The 22,926-nt window shown below is 41.6% G+C and carries 18 protein-coding genes; 9 read left to right on the forward strand and 9 right to left on the reverse strand.

Annotation, left to right across the window (positions count from 1 at the left end; translation table 11 throughout):
* Positions 1-80: 80 nt before the first annotated feature.
* The 4 genes from BW976_RS24355 (at position 81) to BW976_RS24370 (ending at position 4,760) form a co-directional block, all read left to right on the forward strand.
* A complete protein-coding gene (locus tag BW976_RS24355; protein ID WP_076377452.1) occupies positions 81-968 on the forward strand; it encodes a class I SAM-dependent methyltransferase in 888 nt (295 codons plus the stop codon).
* A gap of 8 nt (positions 969-976) precedes the next feature.
* Positions 977-2,560, forward strand: a complete 1,584-nt coding sequence (locus BW976_RS24360; RefSeq protein WP_076377454.1) for an N-acyl-D-amino-acid deacylase family protein — start codon at positions 977-979, stop codon at positions 2,558-2,560.
* A 71-nt stretch (positions 2,561-2,631) separates the two neighbouring features.
* Positions 2,632-3,690, forward strand: coding sequence for a hypothetical protein (locus tag BW976_RS24365; protein ID WP_076377456.1), 1,059 nt, complete (start codon positions 2,632-2,634; stop codon positions 3,688-3,690).
* Between the two features lie 104 nt (positions 3,691-3,794).
* Complete coding sequence (locus BW976_RS24370; RefSeq protein ID WP_076377458.1) at positions 3,795-4,760, forward strand: Gfo/Idh/MocA family protein; 966 nt, start codon at positions 3,795-3,797, stop codon at positions 4,758-4,760.
* 70 nt (positions 4,761-4,830) lie between these two features.
* On the opposite strand, the gene BW976_RS24375 is transcribed toward BW976_RS24370, so the two are convergent.
* From BW976_RS24375 to BW976_RS24395, 5 genes are all read right to left on the reverse strand, one after another.
* A complete protein-coding gene (locus tag BW976_RS24375) occupies positions 4,831-5,679 on the reverse strand; it encodes a metallophosphoesterase family protein (RefSeq protein ID WP_076377460.1) in 849 nt (282 codons plus the stop codon).
* Positions 5,680-5,806: 127 nt separating this feature from the next.
* Positions 5,807-6,625 (reverse strand): glycerophosphodiester phosphodiesterase, encoded by an 819-nt coding sequence (locus tag BW976_RS24380; protein ID WP_076377462.1) that lies wholly within the window; start codon positions 6,623-6,625, stop codon positions 5,807-5,809.
* 192 nt (positions 6,626-6,817) lie between these two features.
* Positions 6,818-8,425 carry a SusD/RagB family nutrient-binding outer membrane lipoprotein gene (locus BW976_RS24385; protein WP_076377464.1) on the reverse strand — a complete coding sequence of 536 codons (1,608 nt, stop codon included), beginning with the start codon at positions 8,423-8,425 and terminating at the stop codon, positions 6,818-6,820.
* Positions 8,426-8,442: 17 nt separating this feature from the next.
* Entirely contained in the window at positions 8,443-11,739 is a 3,297-nt protein-coding gene (locus BW976_RS24390; RefSeq protein WP_076377466.1) for a carboxypeptidase-like regulatory domain-containing protein, read from the reverse strand.
* 180 nt (positions 11,740-11,919) lie between these two features.
* Positions 11,920-12,504: a phosphonate degradation HD-domain oxygenase gene (locus BW976_RS24395; protein WP_076377468.1), complete on the reverse strand. Its 585-nt coding sequence runs from the start codon at positions 12,502-12,504 to the stop codon at positions 11,920-11,922.
* A 257-nt stretch (positions 12,505-12,761) separates the two neighbouring features.
* Between BW976_RS24395 and BW976_RS24400 the strand changes: the two genes are divergently transcribed.
* The gene (locus tag BW976_RS24400) at positions 12,762-13,340 is read left to right on the forward strand and encodes a helix-turn-helix domain-containing protein (protein WP_076377470.1); all 579 of its coding nucleotides are present in this window, start codon (positions 12,762-12,764) and stop codon (positions 13,338-13,340) included.
* Positions 13,341-13,358: 18 nt separating this feature from the next.
* On the opposite strand, the gene BW976_RS29955 is transcribed toward BW976_RS24400, so the two are convergent.
* Entirely contained in the window at positions 13,359-13,583 is a 225-nt protein-coding gene (locus BW976_RS29955; protein WP_455565428.1) for a GDCCVxC domain-containing (seleno)protein, read from the reverse strand.
* Positions 13,584-13,767: 184 nt separating this feature from the next.
* On the opposite strand from BW976_RS29955, the gene BW976_RS24410 reads away from it, so the two are divergent.
* From BW976_RS24410 to BW976_RS24425, 4 genes are all read left to right on the forward strand, one after another.
* Positions 13,768-14,451, forward strand: a complete 684-nt coding sequence (locus tag BW976_RS24410) for an HAD hydrolase-like protein (RefSeq protein ID WP_076377474.1) — start codon at positions 13,768-13,770, stop codon at positions 14,449-14,451.
* 3 nt (positions 14,452-14,454) lie between these two features.
* Positions 14,455-15,813 carry a DUF5690 family protein gene (locus BW976_RS24415; protein WP_221283437.1) on the forward strand — a complete coding sequence of 453 codons (1,359 nt, stop codon included), beginning with the start codon at positions 14,455-14,457 and terminating at the stop codon, positions 15,811-15,813.
* Positions 15,814-15,828: 15 nt separating this feature from the next.
* A complete protein-coding gene (locus BW976_RS24420; protein ID WP_076377476.1) occupies positions 15,829-16,953 on the forward strand; it encodes a TIGR03364 family FAD-dependent oxidoreductase in 1,125 nt (374 codons plus the stop codon).
* A 185-nt stretch (positions 16,954-17,138) separates the two neighbouring features.
* Positions 17,139-19,688, forward strand: a complete 2,550-nt coding sequence (locus BW976_RS24425; RefSeq protein WP_076377478.1) for a phosphocholine-specific phospholipase C — start codon at positions 17,139-17,141, stop codon at positions 19,686-19,688.
* Positions 19,689-19,801: 113 nt separating this feature from the next.
* Here the strand turns inward: BW976_RS24425 and BW976_RS24430 are convergent, their stop codons facing one another.
* The 3 genes from BW976_RS24430 to BW976_RS24440 all read right to left on the reverse strand — a co-directional run bounded on the left by BW976_RS24430 (position 19,802) and on the right by BW976_RS24440 (position 22,910).
* Positions 19,802-20,824: an NAD-dependent epimerase/dehydratase family protein gene (locus tag BW976_RS24430; protein ID WP_076377480.1), complete on the reverse strand. Its 1,023-nt coding sequence runs from the start codon at positions 20,822-20,824 to the stop codon at positions 19,802-19,804.
* Positions 20,825-20,894: 70 nt separating this feature from the next.
* Positions 20,895-21,470 carry a Crp/Fnr family transcriptional regulator gene (locus BW976_RS24435; RefSeq protein ID WP_076377482.1) on the reverse strand — a complete coding sequence of 192 codons (576 nt, stop codon included), beginning with the start codon at positions 21,468-21,470 and terminating at the stop codon, positions 20,895-20,897.
* A gap of 189 nt (positions 21,471-21,659) precedes the next feature.
* The gene (locus tag BW976_RS24440; protein ID WP_076377484.1) at positions 21,660-22,910 is read right to left on the reverse strand and encodes an alkaline phosphatase family protein; all 1,251 of its coding nucleotides are present in this window, start codon (positions 22,908-22,910) and stop codon (positions 21,660-21,662) included.
* Between the last annotated feature and the right edge of the window lie 16 nt (positions 22,911-22,926).

A 22,926-nucleotide genomic window follows, 5' to 3' on the forward strand; every position in this document is an offset into this window, starting at 1 on the left:
TTCTACGTTTATTATTTTAATTTTGTGCCTTAACCAGAATACACAAAACGTAACACGTATAACGTACAACTCAAAAAAGAATGATCCAACTATTAACCCCAACGCACTGGAAAGATTACGAGCTGATTGATTGTGGCGATTTTGAAAAGCTGGAACGCTTTGGGAATATTGTGCTGATACGCCCCGAACCGCAAGCGGTTTGGAGCAAACAATTACCTGCTTCTGAATGGCTGCGATTACACCACATCAAATTTAAAGGTCGTTCGGCTACGGCGGGCGACTGGGTAAAGAAAGATCCTAAAACACCGGATCGCTGGCATATTGAATACAAAAATAAAGATGCGGCCATCAAATTCCGCCTGGGTTTAACCTCCTTTAAACACCTGGGTATTTTCCCCGAGCAAGCAGTAAATTGGGATTATATCACCCAAAACATCAAAAAGTTTAAAACACCACAACCCAAAGTACTTAACCTGTTTGCCTATACCGGCGGCGCATCGTTAATTGCACAAGCAGCAGGTGCCGATACCACACATGTCGACTCGATAAAGCAAGTGGTTACCTGGGCCAACGAAAATCAGGAGATTTCAGGTCTGAATAATATCAGATGGGTGGTTGAGGACGCATTGAAGTTTGTAAAACGGGAGCTAAAACGCGGCAAAAAATATAACGGTATCATTCTGGATCCCCCAGCATATGGCAATGGCCCCAACGGCGAAAAGTGGAAACTGGAAGATAATATCAATGAGATGATGGCCGATGTTATCCAATTACTTGATCCCGAAGAACACTTCCTGATCCTGAATACCTACTCATTGGGCTTTTCGTCGGTAATTATCGAAAACCTCATCAAAAGTGCTTTTCCTAAAGTGCAGAACCTCGAGATCGGCGAACTTTATCTGCAAGCTACCGCGGGTTCAAAACTGCCGCTTGGGGTTTTTGGCAAATTCTTTAAAACACGTTCATAGCTAAGCTTATGATCAAAAAACTGCTGTATACGATATGCCTGATATTGTTATCTACAGGTTGTTTTGCACAGCAGCATTTTGACATCATCCTTAAAAACGGAAAAATAATAGACGGTGCCGGCAATCCCTGGTTTTATGGGGATGTGGGTATAGTTAAAGATAAGATCGTGAGTATAGGCAATCTGTCCGAAAGTAAAGCCGACAAAACCATCGATGCTACCGGCTTGATCATTGCCCCTGGTTTTATTGATGTACACACCCACATTGAAGGCGACGAAAAGAAAACCCCTACTGCCGATAATTTTATTTATGACGGCGTAACTACCGTGATCACGGGTAACTGCGGCAGCTCTAACATCAACATCGCCAAATATTTTAAATTTTTAGATAGTTTAAAACTATCTGTAAATGTGGCCACCCTCATAGGCCATAACGATGTACGTGAGGCTATTTTAGGCAAACGTGCCATAACACCTAACGATACACAGCTGCAAAAAATGCAGGCCCTCGTAGAACAAGCCATGCGCGATGGAGCCGTTGGTTTTTCTACCGGTTTAATTTACACACCGGGCTTATATTCCAAAACACCGGAAGTTGTTGCCCTGGCAAAAGCGGCGGCCAAATATCATGGGGTGTACACCTCGCACATGCGTAATGAGTCGGACAAGATATTTGATGCTATTGCCGAAGCCATTGATATTGGCCGGCAAGCCAATATGCCGGTAGAAATATCACACTTTAAGGTTGGCCTACCCAACTGGAATCGCTCAAACGAAGTGATTGCCATGGTCGAAAAAGCACGCCAGGAAGGTTTGGATGTAACGGTTGATCAATATCCATACACGGCCAGCAGCACTACACTCAATGTATTACTGCCTGATTGGTTACAGGACGGCGGACATGATTCGGTTTTAAAAAGATTGAATAATCCGCTGATACATCAAAAGGTGGTAGCAGAGATGATAACCGATATGAAAAGGCGTACCCGGGAGCATTTTGATTACGCTGTAGTTGCCCATTGCGATGGCGATCCGTCCATCAACGGCAAAAACATTATGCAGATCAATATCGCCAAAGGCCGCCCTTCAACTATATCTGATGAAATTGAAACCATTTTAGATATCACCAAAATTGGCAGCGCCTCCATGGTATTTCATGGTTTAAATGAAGCCGATGTTGAAAATATACTCCGTTATCCACTCACTATGGTGGCATCAGATTCGGGCATCCGCTTATTTGGTTCAGGAGTACCACACCCACGTGGCTATGGCAGCAATGCCCGTGTGCTGGCTTACTATGTACGCGAAAAGAATGTGATCAGGCTAGAAGATGCTATACGCAAAATGACCTCGTTACCGGCGCAAAAGTTCCATTTAACCAATCGTGGATTACTACAGCCCGGTATGTTTGCAGATATTGTTATCTTTGACGCTGGTACGGTCAAAGACCAATCAACGTTTGAACATCCCCACGCCTATTCAACTGGTTTTAAGTATGTTTTAGTGAATGGAAACATAACTGTTGATAATTTTAAACACACAGGCACCAGAAAAGGTGTTATTTTGCACGGTCCCGGATATCAACAGAAATAATTATTACTTAACCAGTCAAAGAGTTCAAAACCCGGTACATCAAACACACAAAAATCTCACCTTTATACATAATGAAACATTTTTTCCTTTACGCCTCGGCGCTTTTATTAACAATTACCCTGCTAACCAATTGCAAACAAAGCAGCAGTACCAGCAAACCAGGCGCTAAACCATCAGCCAAGGCAGATTCGGCCAAAGGCGAAACGGCAGACACCCTGAGCGTAGTAAAATCAAGCTACCCTCCTTTGGATAAAAAGCTTTATGACTCCCTGTTAAAATTCAATGCTCATGGCGATACCACCGGCAGATGGCCAGTTAAAAACACTCCTTATCCATTAAACGGCGCTATTTTACCATTTAAACGTGTAGTAGCTTTTTACGGTAACCTCTATTCTAAAAAAATGGGGATCCTTGGCGAATTACCTCCTAATGAAATGCTGGCCAAATTAAAAGGCGAAGTAAAACACTGGGAAAAAGCCGATCCAAAAACACCGGTACAACCTGCCCTGCATTATATTGCGGTAGTGGCTCAAGGCGACGGTGGTAAAGATGGTAAATTCCGCTACCGCATGCCATTTAAACAAATCGACAGCGTTTTATCATTAGCCAAAAAGGCACATGCCATTGTATTTTTAGATGTACAGGTGGCATTAAGTAATATACAAGCCGAATTACCACTGTTTGAAAAATATTTAGCCATGCCACAAGTTCATTTTGGTATGGACCCTGAGTTTTCCATGAAAGACGGTACCCATCCGGGTAGAAAAATTGGCACTTATGATGCTGCGGATATCAACTACGTTTCTGGTTACTTAGCGAACATTGTTAAAAAGAACAACCTGCCTCCAAAAATTTTAGTAGTGCACCGTTTTACCAAAAAAATGGTAACCAACTATAAAAACATCAAATTGCACAAAGAAGTTCAGCTAGTGATGGATATGGACGGCTGGGGTGAACCTGACCTTAAAACAGGAACCTACCGCTATTTTATTAACCAGGAACCCGTACAGTTCACAGGCTTTAAATTGTTTTATAAAAACGATATCAAAAAAGCGCCTCATCACATGTTAACACCTGAGGAAGTTTTATCAAGATACAAACCATACCCTATTTACATCCAATACCAATAGGCTTAAGTAGTAAGTCTTGAGTTTGAAGTCTTAAGTCAATTAATATTTATATTTTTTGACTTAAGACTTTTTTATTTTAGACTTTTGACTCAGAACTCAAGACTATGATAAAATGGGGAATAATAGGTTGCGGGCGTATAGCTCACCGGTTTACGCAGGGGCTTCAGGAAGTGGCAGATACCCAACTGATAGCTTCCTGGTCTAGAACACCGTCGACCGTTAATGCATTTGTGGAACAATATGGAGGTATAGCTTGCGCGAGTGTTGATGAATTGCTTACCAGTGATGTTGATGCGGTTTATATTGCCACTTTGCCTGATAGTCATGCCGCCTATAGCATTGCTGCGTTAAAAGCCGGTAAACATGTGCTTTGCGAAAAACCTGTTACTGTTAACCTGGCCGAACTGGAGCAGGTACTTACTGTGGCAAAAGATTGCAACTTGCTTTTTATGGAAGGGATGAAACCAGCCTTCTACCCTTTATACCTGCGTTTAAAAGAGCATCTAACCCTCGACCCTATCGGCCCTGCTGGTTATATACGCGCAGGATCATCAGTAGCCGATATTTCTGCCGATCATCCTAATTTTAGTCTGGAGCTTGCTGGCGGCGGACTCATGCAGATAGGTATATACGAAGCTTTTTTGGCGATAGACTGGCTTGGTGAACTACAGGATGTACAAGCTATGGGACGATTTGGCAGTACCGGGATAGATATGTTCACCATATTTCAAACACAGCACATAGGTGGCTATTCGCAGCTATATGCCGGGTTCGATCTGCATGGTAAGGGCGACGCATTGATTGCCGGGCCGCTAGGCCACATCACCATACACAAAAACTGGTGGAACCCTACCCGTGCTACTATTGATTACCTGGATGGCCGCGTTATTGAGTTAAACGAACCCTTTACTGCTGGTGGCCTTAATTATGAGATAGCTCACTTTTGCGACCTAATCAAAGCGGGTAAAACAGAAAGCCCTATCATCAGCCACCAAATGTCGAAACAAATGATCAATCTGATTGACAAGGCCCGTGCGCAGATTGGGCTGAAATTTCCCTCTGAGAAATAATTTGCAAGATTTACATACATGCGTCTCTACATTTCATTTTAGTAGAGACACATTACATGTGGCTCCTGATTTAAAATTTATTAGAATTCAAAACCGGGTTTTGGCTGGCGTTTACCTGGTAAGTATAGATAGCATTTTCATTATCAACTTCCACTATGCGGTATCCTTTATAGTCAGTTCCCCAGTTACCACCAATATGCGAATCAAAAAAGTGCGGGAGTTTATTATTCGTGTAACGTACCCCATCAAGCAAATGGTCATGTCCGTGAAAAATTGCCTTTACGTTCGGGTAACCATGAAGCAGTTCTATGGTTTCGGGGCAATCCACAAAAACATCATCTTTTTGCCATTTGAACGGGGGGATGTGCAGTATCACAAATACAATCTTCTTGTCTTTGAATTTCTCTAACGAGGCCTTGATAAAAACATTATCCGGGCAAATGTAGGTACCTTTTGTATCGGCAGTGTTGGCCAGCACAAAAGCAATACCACCAAATTCTACGGTATACTTATCTTCATAACCAAAATTCTTTTGCCATACGGCAGCATCGGCAAAATCATGGTTACCGGGAATAGTATGATAAGGCATATTGAACTTATCGAGATATTTGGTTTTTATCTCTGGCAACAGATCAGGGCGGTTATGTACCAGGTCACCATTAACAATCACCATATCCAGGTGGTTTTTAGCATGATCGGCATTAATCCATTTAACCATATTGCCGGTATTTTGCGCATAATCGGTATCCGGCTGCCCATAATGAATATCAGATGCCAGGGCAAATCGCAATTTAAGTCTGCCTTTATTTTGGCGGTTATATTCGTTATTAACGTTTGCAAAAGTATTAACAGCAGGCAATAAGGTTAAGGCGGCTATACCGGCCAGTCCGGTACCAATAAAATCTCTGCGGGTGCTCATGTTTATTTTTTTAGTAAAAATACGGTATGGGTATTAAGTTAGAATTAAGGACTGGGATGTAATAGAAATAAATATAACAGTACAAACGCGTCATTGCTTCGTACCTCAATAACGCTTTCAAAGATCTTTACCTCAAGCCTTTCCCTTTTAAATATTTCACCAGCGCCGCGGGATTGTCAGTCTGCAAACCGGATAATCCTGCAGCCAGGGCTTTATCCCAATCTGCCGGACCTTCACCAGCGCTTTGAATATCGGGCCAAACAGGTATATGTTTACTTTGCGCCAGTTTTACCATATCGACACTGTACTGTTTATAGCTACCGTCCAATATATCTGGCTGATACTTGGTGATAAAATCTTCCATCCCTGCAACCGTTTTAACACTATCGGGCAAACTCAGCATCAGCGGCATTTTTGGGGCGGCTTTACGCCATCCGATAAACTGAGGGGCACTGTTTATGTAAACCAATACCTGTTTTTCCATACCATATTGTTTGATCGTTTGGTAGGCCAAAGCCGGATCTGCAGCTTTAAAATCAAGATAGATATTGATCTTGTTTTTACATAACTGCAATATCTGTTTAAATGTTGGAATGCGATTAATCTCCGTTGATGTGCTATCCTTACTTTTTACCTGGAGTTGTTCCAGCTCTGCTAAGGTAAGATCTTTAACCTGTCCTTGTCCATTGGTCATCCGGTTCACACTTCCATCATGCATACTTACCAGTTCGCCATCTTTGGTTGTCCGCAAGTCGATCTCAATATAATCTGCCTCGTTTTTGATAGCTTCTTTGTAAGCAGCTAATGTATTTTCCGGATAGATCACGTGATCGCCTCGATGCGCAGAAATGATGAATTTATGTTTTGATACCGGTGCCGGATTAGGCTGCCAGTTATCACTTACCACTAATGAAAATAATGCTGTTGTTAATATAGCTAAGCGCATTTGTTCTTTGATGATGATGAATTACTTTACAATGATCACATTCTCTGTTTTATGCCGCTGTGCTAATAATGCTGAGAGTGAGCCGGCAAACAATAATGATAAAGTTACTTTTTTCATGTTTTTTATTTAATTCAACAAAGGCCTCCCGATATACCGGAAGGCCTTTGTTATTCATTATTCAATATTCATGGTTTATTTCAATATCCACATGGTAGCGTTGATATCGTCGCTGCCACCATATTGGCTGCTTAATGCTTTATTGTAATTAGTTGCATTAACCGTTCTTTCTGAGGTTGGATATTCAAAACGTAGTGGTATACGCGTACCGTTACCTGTACCTGGGCCTACTGTAAATGTTGGCACACCTGTACGGCGATAAGTAAAGTACGACTCCAAACCTGAATGACGGAACAAGGCCAGGTATTTTTGCTGTAAAATTTGATTGTGACCCGTTACACCATCCGCGTATTTAACTGCAGGTTGTGCGTAATAGGTATCCCAGTTTACATTAACCTGATAAGTGTTATAGCTGGTTCCGTCAGTTGGCCCTTTTGAGCTGGCAGTAGGATGGTAAAAATATGCAGTAAATGCGCCCGTACCAGTAGGTATACTGTAAGAATCAAACGAAGCTTGTATACCTTTTTTGTAATAAGCTTCAGCGTCACCTGCTGCCCAGCCCAGGTTAATACCTTCGGCAATATTAAACATCAGCTCAGGATAACCTATCTGAATGCTTGGTTCGCCGGTATAAGTTGAGTAGAAATGCTTACGGTTCAAAAATGAGTAACGTTGCAAGGTAGCATTATTATACATCACCCCAAGATCAAGACCAGCATCAGCGCCAACAAATGAGGCAAAATCAGTTGGGCTTTGTTTTAGTGTATCAACCAGGTAACGTGAAGGTTCGGCTGTAACAAATACCCTTGGGTCTTTAAACTGTGTAAGCAAACTAACGTAAGTTGCCGACATGTTTTGTCTTGAACCATTTTGCCCAAAGTTATTTGGGTTTTGCGGATAATAGTTACTTGGCGAAACAAAAGTATATTGCAGATTATCAGATATATTTTCCATCAGCGGATACTTGGTTGGATTACCTACGATAGCCGCAAACTGCGATTTAACATCAATATCAGCTGTTTTTTTACTCAAAGCCAATAATAATCTTATATGAAAGGCATTAACTGTTTTTTGCCATTTGGAAAGATCGTTATTAAAATAAATGTCATTAGTTAATGTTGAACCTACACCCGAACCAGCAACGGTAGGATCATTGATCAATTGAGTAAGATCGGCGTTAGCACTCTCCAACCAAGCCAATGACTGAACCATTACCGCCTTTTGAGTATCATAAGTAGGAGTAAGATTACCCAAGCCTTTTAATGCATCGGTCATTGGAATATCACCTTCCTCCAAACTCATTTTGCTGAAAAAATAAGCTCTGAAAAATTTGCCTAATGCTTCGTACGGATTAACCGCAGCACCACCGGTTGCTGTGGCCTGTGCTTCCATAGCTAACACATTTTTAAGGGAACTATAGTAGTTATCGCCTCCATTGGTAAAGCCATCATAACGGTTATTGCCATAATAATCATAGTTATATATATAGTATTGGCAATATATTTCGTTACTGGTTTGTGGCAAATCGGCCATTTGATTTAATATACCGTTAAATAACAGCGATGCCGGCACTGTGCTGGGCACGTTGTTGTTCTTGGTCAAATCTTCAAAGCTCTTTTTACAGCCCGTTACCGCCAATACTATAAATACCGGCAATAAGTAATTGATTAATATCTTTTTCATCATTATTTAATTTTTAATTAGAATGATACATTGAAGTTGACACCATAGCTACGTACTGTTGGCGACTGTAAAACAGTGGTTGAAGTAGCGTAGTTATATTGATCTAAATCCACATCCTTAAAGCGTTTGTCACCATAGAAGTACAATAAGTTACGGCCGTATATCGATACGGATGCTTTTCTGATGAATGATTTATCCAGCCATGCTTTCGGGAAATCATAACCCAATGTTACCTCGCGCAGTTTAGAGAATGTTTTGCTCATGAGGTTTGATTCATCAACATTGTAGTACTTACTTACATAATCCTGTACCAACGCGGTTTGCTTATTAGGTGAGTATTGCAGTGCAGCGTAGTTTATTATTCTACCGGTTACAGGGTCATAATTGATGGAGGTTCCGTTTGATACAGTTACGCCTTCGCCTATGTAGCTACCGTTGTAACCTTTTTTACCAAAATTTTGCCAGTCTTTGTAACGGGCATCACCAAGAGCCCCGGTGGCTGTTTCAATGTTTGAACCACCACGCATAGTTTTGTTGTGCATATAATCAATAATTACACCACCAACAGATCCGTCAAACTGGAAACCCAGATTGAAGTTTTTGTAGCGGAGTTTATTACCAATACTCCATTGGTACTTAGCGTTTTCGTTACCCAGGTACTGAGCAACAGGTAACACCAATGGTTTACCGGCGGCGTCGTTAATGATCTGGCCTTGTGGGGTTCTGGCAAAAGCTGTACCGTATAACTTATCGGTACGGTCGCCTTGTTTAAAGAACTGGTTGTAAGTATTTTGTCCCGGAGGCAACTCTTCATACACATCTTTAAAGGTTGATACATTAATCAAAACATTCCAGGTAAAACCACCTAAGTTTCTGATTGGGGTACCTTCTATCGAAGCCTCATAACCAGTTTTTCTGGTTTTTAAAGCATTCAGGTATAAAGTAGTGTAACCTGTAGCAGTTGAAATACTGTTGGCCAATATCTGCGGACCATCAATATACTGGAAGGCCGTGGCAGAAAGACCTAAACGGTTTTGTAAGAATTTAATATCAAAACCCTCTTCGTAATTAACACGAGTTGACGTTTTGATGTTCGGCTGGTACAGAAAGTTAGAAGCTGAAGCAGCCGGCTGGCTGTTATATGGCTTACTCGTTAAATAAAACGGATTAAGCTGATAACTTGGACCGTTATAAGGCGAGTTATAAGTACTGCCATAACCCAGCGGGTTCAGGAACAACGGATTCGAATTAGGGCTGTTAGTAGTAGTTGAGCCACCCAAGGCCGAAATAGCATTAAAGGGAGCAGGACCAATTGTTGGGCTCGAAGCATCGGCTTTAACTGTTGAATACGATGCCCTTCCTTTTAAGAAGGAAACAATCTCTGGTAATTTAATGTAATCAGATATTACCGTTGCTACCGATAAGCTTGGATAATAATAGGTAGTTACGTTTTGAAATGCTGATGATTTATCAACACGACCTGTACTTGATAAGGTAGCATATTTACCAAAAGTAGCATCCAAAGAGTAATAGCCGCTTAATACGCGCTCTTGGGAACTAAAAGCAGTTGACTGCACCGGGTTTCTGGAGTTAGCAAAGGTGTAAACCTCAGGCACGTTCAAATAATCGGTTGATGTCCAACTGGAGTTATAATTAAAGCTACGTAAGTTTGAACCAACCACACCCGATAAGTTCAGGAATTTTTTTACCGTGTAGTTATAGTTTAACATCAACTCTGTATTGTTGTCAAACAGGTTACGGCGATCTTCGCGGTAATCGCCCATGTTACCTTCACGGCCATAAGGGTGGGCCGAGAATGGCAGGTCCTCTGTGCGCAAGATATTATAGGTATCAATCTGTGAACGTAAAGTAGCGTTCAGGTTATCATTAATTTTAAAGTTACCGGATACATAACCATAAATATCATTTTTATAGTGCCCCCTTGTCCATTTCTGAGTTAACAAATAAGGATTGTGGTAACGGGTGTACTCCTCAAATTCTGATTGAACCCCTTCTTTACCTGGCTGCCAGATGGCTTTAATATCCGGAGAGTTAACGCTCCAGTCGGCACCTGTCCAAATGGCCAAATTGTAAATAAGGCTGTTCGGACCGTATTGTACGTCAGGGAAATTATCAGTTGATTGTCTGTTGAAATCAACGTTAGCTTCAAATTTCCAACGGCTGGTTGGGGTAAATGATGCGTAAAAGTTGGCATTGGCTATATCCAGGTACTGTGAAGGGATATAGCTGGTTTGATGTTGTTGCGAAACCGAGAAACGGGTAACATAAGTATCACCCACAGCACCTAATGAAATGTTATTATTGGTTTGTACACCTGTTTGTAGAAAGTTTTTCAGGTTATTTTTACCACGGGCTACCCATGGAGTTCCCTGGCGTACACCATTGATAACCGGGCTGTCATATTGAGGTATTAACTGGCCTGCAAAATAGGGACCCCAAATGTCATAATCGCTATCCACACCGCCCGGTGCACCACCTTTACCATCAACAAAGGTGTAAAAGGTATTTTCACCAGGGCCATATGAACTTTGAATACGGGGGAATGCCAAAAAACCTTTGTTCATCACCGTACTGCTGTTAATATCAACAGTTAAGCCTTTTTTGTTCTTTTCACCTTTTTTGGTGGTGATCAGGATAGCGCCGTTTTGTGCGCGACTACCATATAACGCGGCCGCAGCCGGGCCTTTCAATACGGTATAAGTTTCAATATCATCAGGGCTGATATTGTAAGTATCTGTATTGATCGGGAAACCGTCAACAACATATAAGGTTACTGAGTTACCCCTTATTAATACCGAAGGATTACCCAATAACTCAGCCGATGGACCTACTGATAAACCTGCCACTTTACCTGTTAAACCGGTAATAGGGTTAGGGTCACGTGCAGTAGTTACATCGGCACCATTAACCGCTTGCAGGGCGTAACCAATTCGGCGGGTTTCCTTTTTAACACCTAGAGCGGTTACAACAACCTCATTAAGCGTTTTACTGTTACCGTTCATACTTACATTAACAATGGCCTTGTCGCTCACAACTACAGATTGCGGGGTATAGCCAATAAATGTAAAAATGAGTGTTTGCCCGTTGGAGGCTGTAATAAAGTAATGACCATCCACATCGGTAACTGTGCCTTTGTTTTGATCTTTAATTTTCACACTTACTCCAGGAAGTGGCAAATGGTTTTCGTCGGTAATGGTACCACTTATTTTGGTTTGTCCAAATAAAATAGATGGCGTTATACAAAATAATAAAACCGTGATAAGGTTTTTTAATCTCTGGTAAAACTTGTTCATCTGCTAAAATTTAAAGGTGAAAGGATTGATTTTTTCATGCAGCAATACTAAACTTTGTTTATTATTAGTAAACCAACTTAGTATTAAGCTATACTTAATCTTATGTTCACCCTGTGTTAAGCAGGCGGTTTTTGTAACAGCGTAATTACATATACCTTACAAAAACTTAATATTAAAATATCAACTGTTTACCAGTTGCAGATGGGTTAGTGCTATAGATTTTAAATAATCGAGGTTATTTACGGGTTGATTCATCTCTTTGGCCATGTCATCCCAATAGCGTAATCTTATAATCAGCTCGGCATCAGGGTTTAACTCAAAATCTGAAGCCTCTTCATCGGTCATTACACCTCCCTGAAATTGCAGCGTTCCTTTGCTGGCATCAGACAGCCGATTATAATATTCCGGATATTTATAAGTAAGATATCGCTTCGCTATCACATGTCCCTGCACCAAATTGGCTACTCTTTCCGAAAAACCACGTTCCAGCAAATAATCAGCTCCCAGTTTTTCATGATCAACATTACCCATACCATCCATGCTTCCGGCTTCTTCGGCATCTGCACATAAATGACCTATATCATGAAAAAATGCTGCCAATATTACCTCATCATCAAAACCTTCGGCCTGTGCCAAAGCAGCCGCTTGAGACATATGTTCTAATTGCGAAACCGGTTCGCCTATATAATCTTCATCTCCGAATTTTTCATACAATGAAAATACTTCATTTACAACAGCCAGCGGATTATATTGGGAAAAAGCCATGATTAGTTTATTTTCTGCAAATAAAGCGTATCCACATTATGAAAATATTAAATGTTTGTAAAATATCGTTTTCACTTAATATTAACTATGGATTATACGTTATTAACTCATTAATATCATTATTAGGTATTTAGGTATCTATTTTTCTGATTTTCAGGGGGCATTTTAAGAACGATCCTGATTAATTGACACTTTTTTGGATTTTGACTTTTGGATTTTGAAAACTACTTTGCACCCGCTAACCTGGAGACTAACCAATGGAAGAAGATATACTGATACAGATCAGTAACCGGATAAAAGAACGCCGTCGCGAAAAAAACATCACTGTACAGGAACTGGCCGTAAGGGCTAATGTAAGTAAAGGGCTGATATCACAGATCGAGAACAGCCGGACCATACCTTCACTCATGGTGCTGATCGAAATCATTAAAGCCCTGGAAATTGATCTGAATGAATTTTTTAAGGATATCCGCTCAAAAAGTGACCATTTACCCATACTTATAAAACGGAAAAGCGAATACGAGCACTTTGAAAAAGAGCATGCCATCGGCTTCCATTATCAGCGCATTTTTACACAGTCTATAACCCAATCAACTGTTGATATTGTAATATTAGAACTGGAGCCTGGAGCGCTGCGCCCTCTTGTAGAAACTGATGCGTTCGAATACAAATATATTTTACAGGGTGAAGTAGAATACCAGTTTAAGGACGAGCGGATACCCATACACCAGGGCGATTCCATGTTGTTTGATGGACGCATACCCCATACCCCAAAAAATCTCGGTAACACCACCGCTATTATGCTCGCGGTTTATTTTTTTGAAGAAAAAAAGTAAATCTATTTTAGTGTTAAATTAATTGCAGCAAGTCCCCTTAGTTTGAATTGGGGGACATTTATAAGAGCCATAACTGCAAAAAACGCAACAATCTCCTTCCATAGGTTTTAATAACGCATTGCAGTTACCGCATTGGTAAAAATACTGACAAGCATCCACCGGCATCTTCTCCTGCTTTTTAAAACCACAAACCGGGCAGGTAATTTCTGAGATGAATATTACTTCCATATTCAAAATTAGCATTAATTTTCCGATCTTATAACCGATATAGATAGCCTGTATTTACTTCATCAACAAGAGGTTGTTTAAATATATGGGCTATACATTCTTACACAAGATTCTCGCCCCTTAACCATATCTTAACACAAATTTAGTTTGATATTAATAAACAAAGTTTACTATTGCTAAACATTATTTCATCAATATTATGGCCATTAAATTAGTGGTATTTGACATAGCCGGCACTACCGTTAAAGACGATCAGGAGGTGAGCAAAGCTTTCCAGGCCGCTTTAAAAAAATACAATTATGATATTGAGCTCAACCAGATTGCCCCATTTAGGGGTTACCAAAAAACGGTAGCCATCAAACAAATATTGCTGGTGATTGAAAATAATACCGATAAAATTACTCCGGAACTCATCAGCAACATTCATCAAGAATTTGTTCAGCAGATGATCAGCTTTTATCAACATGGCCCTATTGACCCCCTGCCGCATGTCGAAGAAACATTTGCGGCCCTACGCGCCACCGGTGTACAAGTAGGTATCAACACCGGTTTTTCCCGTGATATTGCCAACACCATAGTAACCCGCCTGCAATGGCGCGAAAAAGGGCTGATAGATCATGTAGTCGGATCTGACGAAGTAGAACTTGGTCGCCCGCACCCATATATGATACAAAAAATGATGAAGGCAGGTAATATAACGGACCCTTTAGAGGTTGTTAAAGTAGGTGATACCGGGGCTGATGTACGCGAAGGACAGAGCGTTGGCTGCAAATATGTAATTGGTGTAACCACCGGCGCATTTACCCGCGAGCAATTGGAACCTTCCAATCCTACTCACATCATTGATAATATAGCACAGGTAATTGATATCATAAATCAATAAAAAATGATAAAACTGATGGACTCGTTAAGGGCCAAAATAGCCAAATGGCCCTACTCTCTTCTATCCATAATGGCTGCTGTGGCGTCATTTGGGCTATACACTTCTATGTATGCTTTTCGTAAAGCTTTTGCAGCCGGTACCTTTACCGGTCAGCAATATCTGCATATCGATTATAAAGTATGGCTGGTAATAGCCCAGGTGGTGGGTTATACCTTCAGCAAGTTTTATGGCATCCGTTTTATAGCCGAAGTAAACAGCAAAAACAGGGCGCGATATATTTTAACTTTAATAGGCATTGCCTGGCTGGCATTGCTGGCTTTTGCTATAGTGCCGGCACCCTTCAATATCATTTTCCTGTTTGTCAACGGCTTTCCATTGGGGCTGATCTGGGGCCTGGTTTTTGGTTACCTGGAAGGCCGTCGCTCTACCGAGTTTATGGCAGCAGTGCTATCTATTAGTTTAATATTTGCCTCGGGCTTTGTAAAAACGGTTGGGCGTACCCTGCTTAACGTTTTTCATGTGAACGAATATCATATGCCTTTTTTAACAGGCGCCATATTTGTATTACCGCTACTCCTTTTTGTATTTTGCATGGAGCTGATGCCCGCCCCCACAGCCGAGGATCAAAAGCTGCGTACCAAACGCAGCCCCATGAACGCGGCGGAGCGCAAGCAATTCCTGATACGCTTTTTACCGGGTATCATCCTTACCATTATCATTTATGTGCTGCTTACCATTATGCGTGATGTGCGCGATAATTTTGAGGTAGAGATCTGGGCCGATCTGGGCGTAAAAAGTAACAGCATTTATACCAATATAGATTCCATCATATCCATCATCGTACTGGTAGCCATGAGTTTGCTCATTTTAGTAAAAAAGAATCTGAAAGCCTTTAGTATCATCCACCTGCTCATCATCGGCGGCTGTTTATTGGTTGGTGTATCTACCATGCTGTTTACTATGAAGCTAATAAGCCCGATAAGCTGGATGACTATGGCCGGCCTTGGCCTTTACCTGGGTTACGTACCTTACAACGCCATATTTTTTGAGCGCATGATAGCCACTTTTAACTATAAAAGCAACGTTGGTTTTATCATGTACGTAGCCGACTCCATGGGTTACCTGGGTAGTGTAAGCATTTTGCTGGTAAGAGAATTGGGGCATCCAAACATTAGCTGGGGGCACTTTTTTCAGCAAGGCGTTATGATTGTGGGTCTTGTTGGCGGCATTTGCGGTGTGCTATCGCTCATTTACTTTTTGCAAAGTGCCAGGCCAAGTCAAAATTCAAAATTAAAAAGTCAAAATGAGCAAGCCGGCTTATTAGGCAACGACCATCTCATAACAGGCAATCCGATCAACTAATTAATCATTAAACCAATGAACAAAAACGCGATCATTATAGGCGCAGGTATTGTAGGCTTAGCCACTGCCCGCGCCTTAGCCATGCGTGGCTATAAGGTAATCGTATTTGAACGTAACGAACGTGCCGTTGGCGCATCCATTCGCAATTTCGGGATGGTATGGCCAATTGGACAGGCAACCGGCCCCCTGTTTGACCGTGCCATGCTATCGCGCAGCATCTGGAAAACCATTTGTACTGAAGCCGGTATATGGCATAATGAAGTAGGCTCATTGCACCTGGCCTATCATGATGATGAGTTACAGGCCATTAAAGAATATGTAGAGGTTAATCATCAATTCAGGGATTGTGCCTTATTAACCCCTGCCCAAACTTTTGCCAAATCACTGGCTGTTAATCCTAAAGGTTTAAAAGGCGCGTTATGGAGTGGTGAGGATATGATTGTAGAATCGCGTGTGGCTGTTGGGCAAGTAGCCAAATACCTGGCCGAAAAATATGGTGTGGAATTTCATTGGAATACCGCCATCAGCCGTATCGAACATCCCAAAGTAGTATCGGGCAGTCAAAGCTGGCAGGCTGATGAAATATTTGTTTGCAGTGGTGCCGAGTTTGAAACCTTATATCCCGAGCTGTTTGCTCAAACCCCCATCACCAAATGTAAATTGCAAATGATGCGCCTGGTTACCCAGCCGGATGAGTGGCGTATAGGTCCGTCTTTATGCGGTGGTTTATCCATGATCCATTATCCTGGTTTTCAGACTGCGGCTTCGTTACCTGCTTTGCGCAAACGTTATGAGGAACAATACGCTACACATTTAAAATGGGGTATCCATGTAATGGTTTCTCAAAATGGTAGTGGCGAACTCACCATTGGCGATTCGCATGAATATGGCCTGGTACACGACCCGTTTGATAAGGCATTTATTAATAATTTAATAATGGAGTACTTACATACTTTTGCCACCTTTAAGGACTGGAAACTCCTGCAGTCATGGCATGGTATCTATCCAAAAATGACTAACGGGGCAACCGAGCTAGTTGTAGAGATCAAACCTGGTGTAACTATCATCAACGGAATGGGCGGTAATGGTATGACCCTTTCATTTGGCTTGTGCGAAGAGGTAATTGCGGCAAGAAGTTAATCTATGAACTATGGTCGATAGTCCATAGATTAATTTAAAGTTTAGAATACAGTATAGCAGTAATAGATTTTAAAATTTCTTAATATTGAAAAAATAATAACCATGGTCTATGGACCATCGACTATGGACAAAAATAACAACCATGATCTATGGACTATCGACCATGGACCAATAACTAAACACCAATGTTTGATACCCGCAGAGACTTTTTAAAGAAAGCAGCATTACTTACCGGTGCGGCTGGCATGGCCAGTATTTTGCCCGAATCAATTCAAAAAGCGATGGCCATTAATCCGGCCCCCGGCAGTACCTACCTGGATGCCGAACATATCGTAATCCTGATGCAGGAAAACCGTTCTTTTGATCATACCTATGGCACCCTCAAAGGCGTGCGCGGCTATAATGATCCGCGGGCTATTGACTTGCCAAATAAAAACAAAGTATGGCTGCAATCCAACAAAGCGGGTGAAACTTATGCACCTTTCCGTCTGGATATTAAAGGCACCAAGGCCACCTGGATGTCATCATTACCACATTCCTGGGCCAACCAGGTAAATGCCCGTAACGATGGCAAGTATGATGAGTGGCTTAATGTAAAACAAAACGGCATTAAAGAATACAGGCATATGCCACTTACCATGGGTTATTATAACCGGGAGGATTTGCCTTTTTACTATGCCCTGGCCGATGCCTTTACCGTGTGCGATCAGAATTTTTGCTCGGCATTAACCGGCACTAATCCCAACAGGTTATATTTCTGGAGCGGTACCATCCGCGCAGAGCAGCATGAAGACTCGCTGGCACACGTATGGAACGATGATATGGATTATGGTACCCTCAACTGGGCCACTTTCCCCGAACGTTTAGAAGATCACGGCATTTCCTGGAAACATTACCAGAACGAGGTAGCTATTGATAGTGGTTTTGAAGGCGAAGAAGATTCATGGTTATCAAACTTTCAGGATAACCCCCTGGAATTTTTTGGTCAGTACAACATCAAGTTGCACGATAACCACATTACTTATCTGCAAAAAAGATTCACCCTGTTGCCTGATGAAATAACCGCGCTTGAGAAACAAATAGCCGCTTTACCAGCCGGCGACGCGCACATTGATCACCTGCAAAAGCAACTGAAACAGAAAAAACGCGATCTGGATAGTATCAAAAAAGATATGGCCAGTCTTGATCCGGGTAAATTTGCCAAACTATCACAACGCGAAAAAAACCTGCACCAGAAAGGTTTTACCACCAATACCAATGATCCGCATTACCGCGAGCTGGTAAACCTGAAATATAATGATAACGGCACCGAACGCGAATTGCAGGTACCCAAAGGGGATGTATTGCACCAGTTTAGAGATGATGTAAAAACAGGGCAATTACCAACCGTTTCCTGGATATCGGCTCCCGAAAACTTCTCCGATCACCCCAGCGCAGCCTGGTTTGGGGCCTGGTATGTATCCGAAGTAATGGACATATTGACCCAGAATCCTGAGGTTTGGAAAAAAACCATTTTCATATTAGCTTACGATGAAAACGATGGCTATTTTGACCACGTACCGCCATTTGTAGTACCTCATTCAAAAAAAACAGGTACCGGCCTAACTTCAAAAGGTATTGATACCAGTGTTGATTTTGTAACCCTTGCACAGGAAAAAGCCCGCAATAATTTCCCCCAGATGTTTGACCGGGAATGCTCCATAGGCTTGGGATACCGCGTGCCCTTAGTTATCGCTTCGCCATGGTCAAGAGGTGGATGGGTAAACTCCGAAGTATTTGACCACACCTCCACCCTACAATTCCTGGAGAACTTTTTAAGTAAAAAAACAGGTAAAAAAGTAGCCGAACCCAACATCAGCAGCTGGCGTCGTACCATCTGTGGTGATTTGACCAGCGTTTTCAGGCCATATAATGGTGAAAAAATAGCCAACCCAGAGTTTGTGGCTAAAGATGCTTTTTTAGAGAGCATACACCAGGCAAAATTCAAAAAACTACCCACCTACAAACTGCTTACAGCTGATGAGATTGCGCAGATCAACAAAGATCCGCACTCATCGCCATATATGCCACAGCAGGAAAAAGGCATTAAACCGTCATGTGCCCTGCCTTACCAGCTATATGCCGATGGCAAACTAAGTGCCGATAAAAAATCGTTCGAATTAAAATTCACTGCGGATAACAAAGTATTTGGTGATAAAGCAACCGGAGCTCCGTTTAATGTTTACGCACCAGGCAAATACGTTAGTTTTAATGATCCACAGCAGATGGAACCGTTGCGTACCTGGGCATACGCGCTTACAGCTGGCGACAGTTTGACTGATAACTGGCCCGTGCATGAATTTGAGAACGATGAATACCACCTGCGTGTTTACGGCCCTAACGGATTTTTCCGTGAATATAAAGGCAATGCCGCCGATCCGCACCTGGACATTACCTGCGATTACGAACATACGGGTAATAAGCTTACCGGTAACGTGGCCTTAAAACTGGCCAACACCGATGGCAAAGCCCATACCATTGAAATAATCGACCACGCTTACAAAACCAATAACCTTAAAAAGGTATTAACAGCCAAAAGACAAAACACATTGGTGCTTAACCTCGCCAAAAGCCATGGCTGGTATGATTTCAGCGTCAAAGTAAGCGGCAGCCAATCCTTTGAAAAACGCTACGCCGGTCGTGTAGAAACCGGACAACATAGCTTCAGCGATCCTTTGATGGGGAAAGTAGTTTAGGCTAATCTTCAATAATAACAAAAAATGCCGGGCATTAATGCCTGGCATTTTTTGTTGCCTATAAAATCAAACCCCAAACTCTTTTTATAGCCGATTTGCACATAGCAACTGGTCTATCGTCTTTTTAATTGTACTAATTGATGTTGGATCAAATATTGCATCGCTTCTTTTACCGCAACGCTCGAATCTTTAGGATCAAATCCTAACTCCTGTCTCGATTTCGTTAAATCAAAGTCTTGCTGTAAGCCAGAAAACATCGCGATATCTTTAGTACTTAGTAAAGGTGCCCTGCCTGTTATTTTACTCCCTAATTCCATTAACCACGCAATAAAAAATAAAACGGGCTTTGGCACAGCAGCAGGCAATTTGATTTTCAATTCAGGAAAAAGCTCCTGTGCTATTTTTGTAGTATCTTTAATAGAAGTGCATTTCTCATTAGCCAGGATATACCTTTCTCCGTTTACGCCTTTAGTTGCTGCTAAGTAACAACCTTCGGCAACATCTTTTACATCAATCCAATTAACCGCGATATTAGTCTCTACCGGGATCTCTTTTTGTAAGATCAGTTTTAAAATATTATACGATACATTTAATGGTGCAAAAGCTTCCCCGCCTATCATAGCAGATGGCAACACAGCCACCAATTGCACATGATGCTCTTTTGCAAGTTTAAATACCAGTTGTTCTCCGTCGTTTTTGGAGTTATAATATACATCCTTACGAACTGGGTTATAACCATCATTTTCCCTCACCGGGATAGTACCGTAATTTAATGCCGCTATTGAACTTACGTATACAATCTTTTTCACTCCAGCCTGCGCTGCGGCTTCAATAATATTCCGGGCACCTTGCATGTTTACATCATAGATCTCCTTTTGCGGATCTTTTGCCCAGAGTTTAAACGAGGCACCTACCGCATAAAAGGTTTCTACATCCTGGAATGCTTTTACTAACGACTCCTTATCGGTAATATCCGATTGGACTACCTCACAATCTAAACCCGCCATGAAGTCTTTATTGCCAATATTTCTTACAGCAGCGCGTACCGGGATATTTTTGCTTAACAAAAGCTTTACTAAGTTGTAGCCAAGGTGCCCATTGGCACCATTAACTAAGGCTAAATTACGATTGGCCATTTTCTTACTGTTTTTTAATAATGAATGGTACAAATCTGCCTGTTGTTAATTCTAATCCACTTAACAAATGTTAGGAATTCATCTGCTTACGTATCCTGCTTAAACTTTCCGGCTTCATACCTAAAAAGGATGCGATGTATTGAACCGGTACATGATGAATAATACCCGGATAGTTTTCGATCAATTTTTCATAACGTTCCCCAGCCGTTAGTGTTGCCAGTTCTTTTGAACGGGCCTCATTATACGCGATGGACTGTTGGAATACAATGATGCTAAAATCTTTAAAAGCGGCACTTTGAATGGTTAGGTTATCTAAATTACTTTTGGTTATCCTTAACAATTCACAATCAGTTATACACTGCACATTTTCATTTGCCTTGGTTTGGTTAATAAAATTGACATATGATGTTAAAAATCCAGGCGGACAATTAATATGGGTAGTCACCTCATCGCCATTTTTGTTATGGTGAAACAAGCGCATAAATCCGTTGACTACAAAATATAAATATTGAGGTACTGCACCTTCTTTTTCAATAATACTATTTTTCGGAAACTGTACAGGTTCAAAAAGCATCCCGCACAAATCAACGTCATTATCGGTTAATTGTACTTTTTGAGATATAATATTCAGCAAGCCGCTATGCATACGGCCAAGTTATTAATAAATAATAAAAGCCTCCTGATTTTCATCTGAAGGCTTTTGAATAATCTTTCCAGTGTCGCCCACATGAATGGGTCAAAATGTGGCCCCCGACGAAGTTGTTCGTTCGTTCCTTACAGATGAAACATGATTTTCGGTCTTGATTCCTGATTCTTAGCTCTTGAATCGCTTCCCTTATTTCTTATCCTCCAAAACCACCCACCTATTCACGGTATTAAATTGCCCTTCAATACAAACCTTATAAAATTTAGACGACAGATTTTTAACATCCAGCAGCGCATGTTCCTTGGTTACAAGCACCTCGGCTAATAGTTTATAATCATCGGGCTGACCTTCTTTGTAATTATTGGCGGCCGCCACCCATATCTTTACTTTGCCTTGCGGATTTAATGCTTTCCAGCTTACATCCAACGAACCTTGTACAAAATTAGCCTGCGGCTCTGCAACAGAAACCGGACCAATCAGCGATGTACCATCAACCTCGCGCAATTGCGCTTCAGGTACTTTTACATCCAAAAACGTATTGATGGACGGGGTAATATCGATAATTCCTGGGGTATAATATTTAGCATAATTATTTAATGGTTTATAGTTGGTCACCATCCAGGTAGAGCGCTGACGGGTGCTTTGCCCGCCGTGGTCTTTGCCGTTTAGCTCGCTGCGACCATGATCGGTGGTGATAAATATCAACCAATCTTCTTTAAAGTTTTTCTGGCGATATTGGATAGCCTGCCAGATACGACCAACCTGTGCATCCATTTTTTCAATGGCATCATAATACTGAGGACTATCGCCGTACCGGTGACCCATATCATCGGTATACTCCAGGTACACCCATGACAAGTCGGGCGCTTTATCCTTAATACAGGCCGCTGCCGAGGTTACTACCTGCTCATCTATCAGGTGCATATAATTACTCAGCTTATCATGCGGAAATTTCGCGGTATCCAATTCATAACCATCATAGGCATAATCCGGGTGAATGTTGCCCGCGGCAGGTAGATTATCACCGATTAGTTTGGTACGGTTATCCGTCCAGCTCGAGAAAACGGCTGTCTTTTTGTTTGGATAAGCATTCTTAAACATCCGGAAAACATTCCAGTAGTTATAATTGGGAGCTTTAATGTCGTTGCCCCAAACATTGTGCTTATTTACCCAGGTAGCGGTAAGCAAGCTGTTATAACCATTGGCCGATATAGTTGGTGTTTGCGAATACCCCCCTTTTTCGCCGCCAACATGGGCGCGCAGGTAGGTACCTTGTTGGGCTATCAGTTTCAGATTGGGTGTATTCAATTTTTCGATCACATCGGCAGGGATACCATCAGCAATTATAAAAACGGCTTTTTTGGTACGTATTTGAGCGTTTACATTTAAAGTTGCCAGTAAAAACAGGCCTGTTACAGTTAATTTTATAGAATTTCGCATCGTTTATATTTGGATG

Origin of the sequence: Mucilaginibacter lappiensis (assembly GCF_900155965.1) — a bacterium.
Taxonomy (GTDB): Bacteria; Bacteroidota; Bacteroidia; order Sphingobacteriales; family Sphingobacteriaceae; genus Mucilaginibacter; species Mucilaginibacter lappiensis.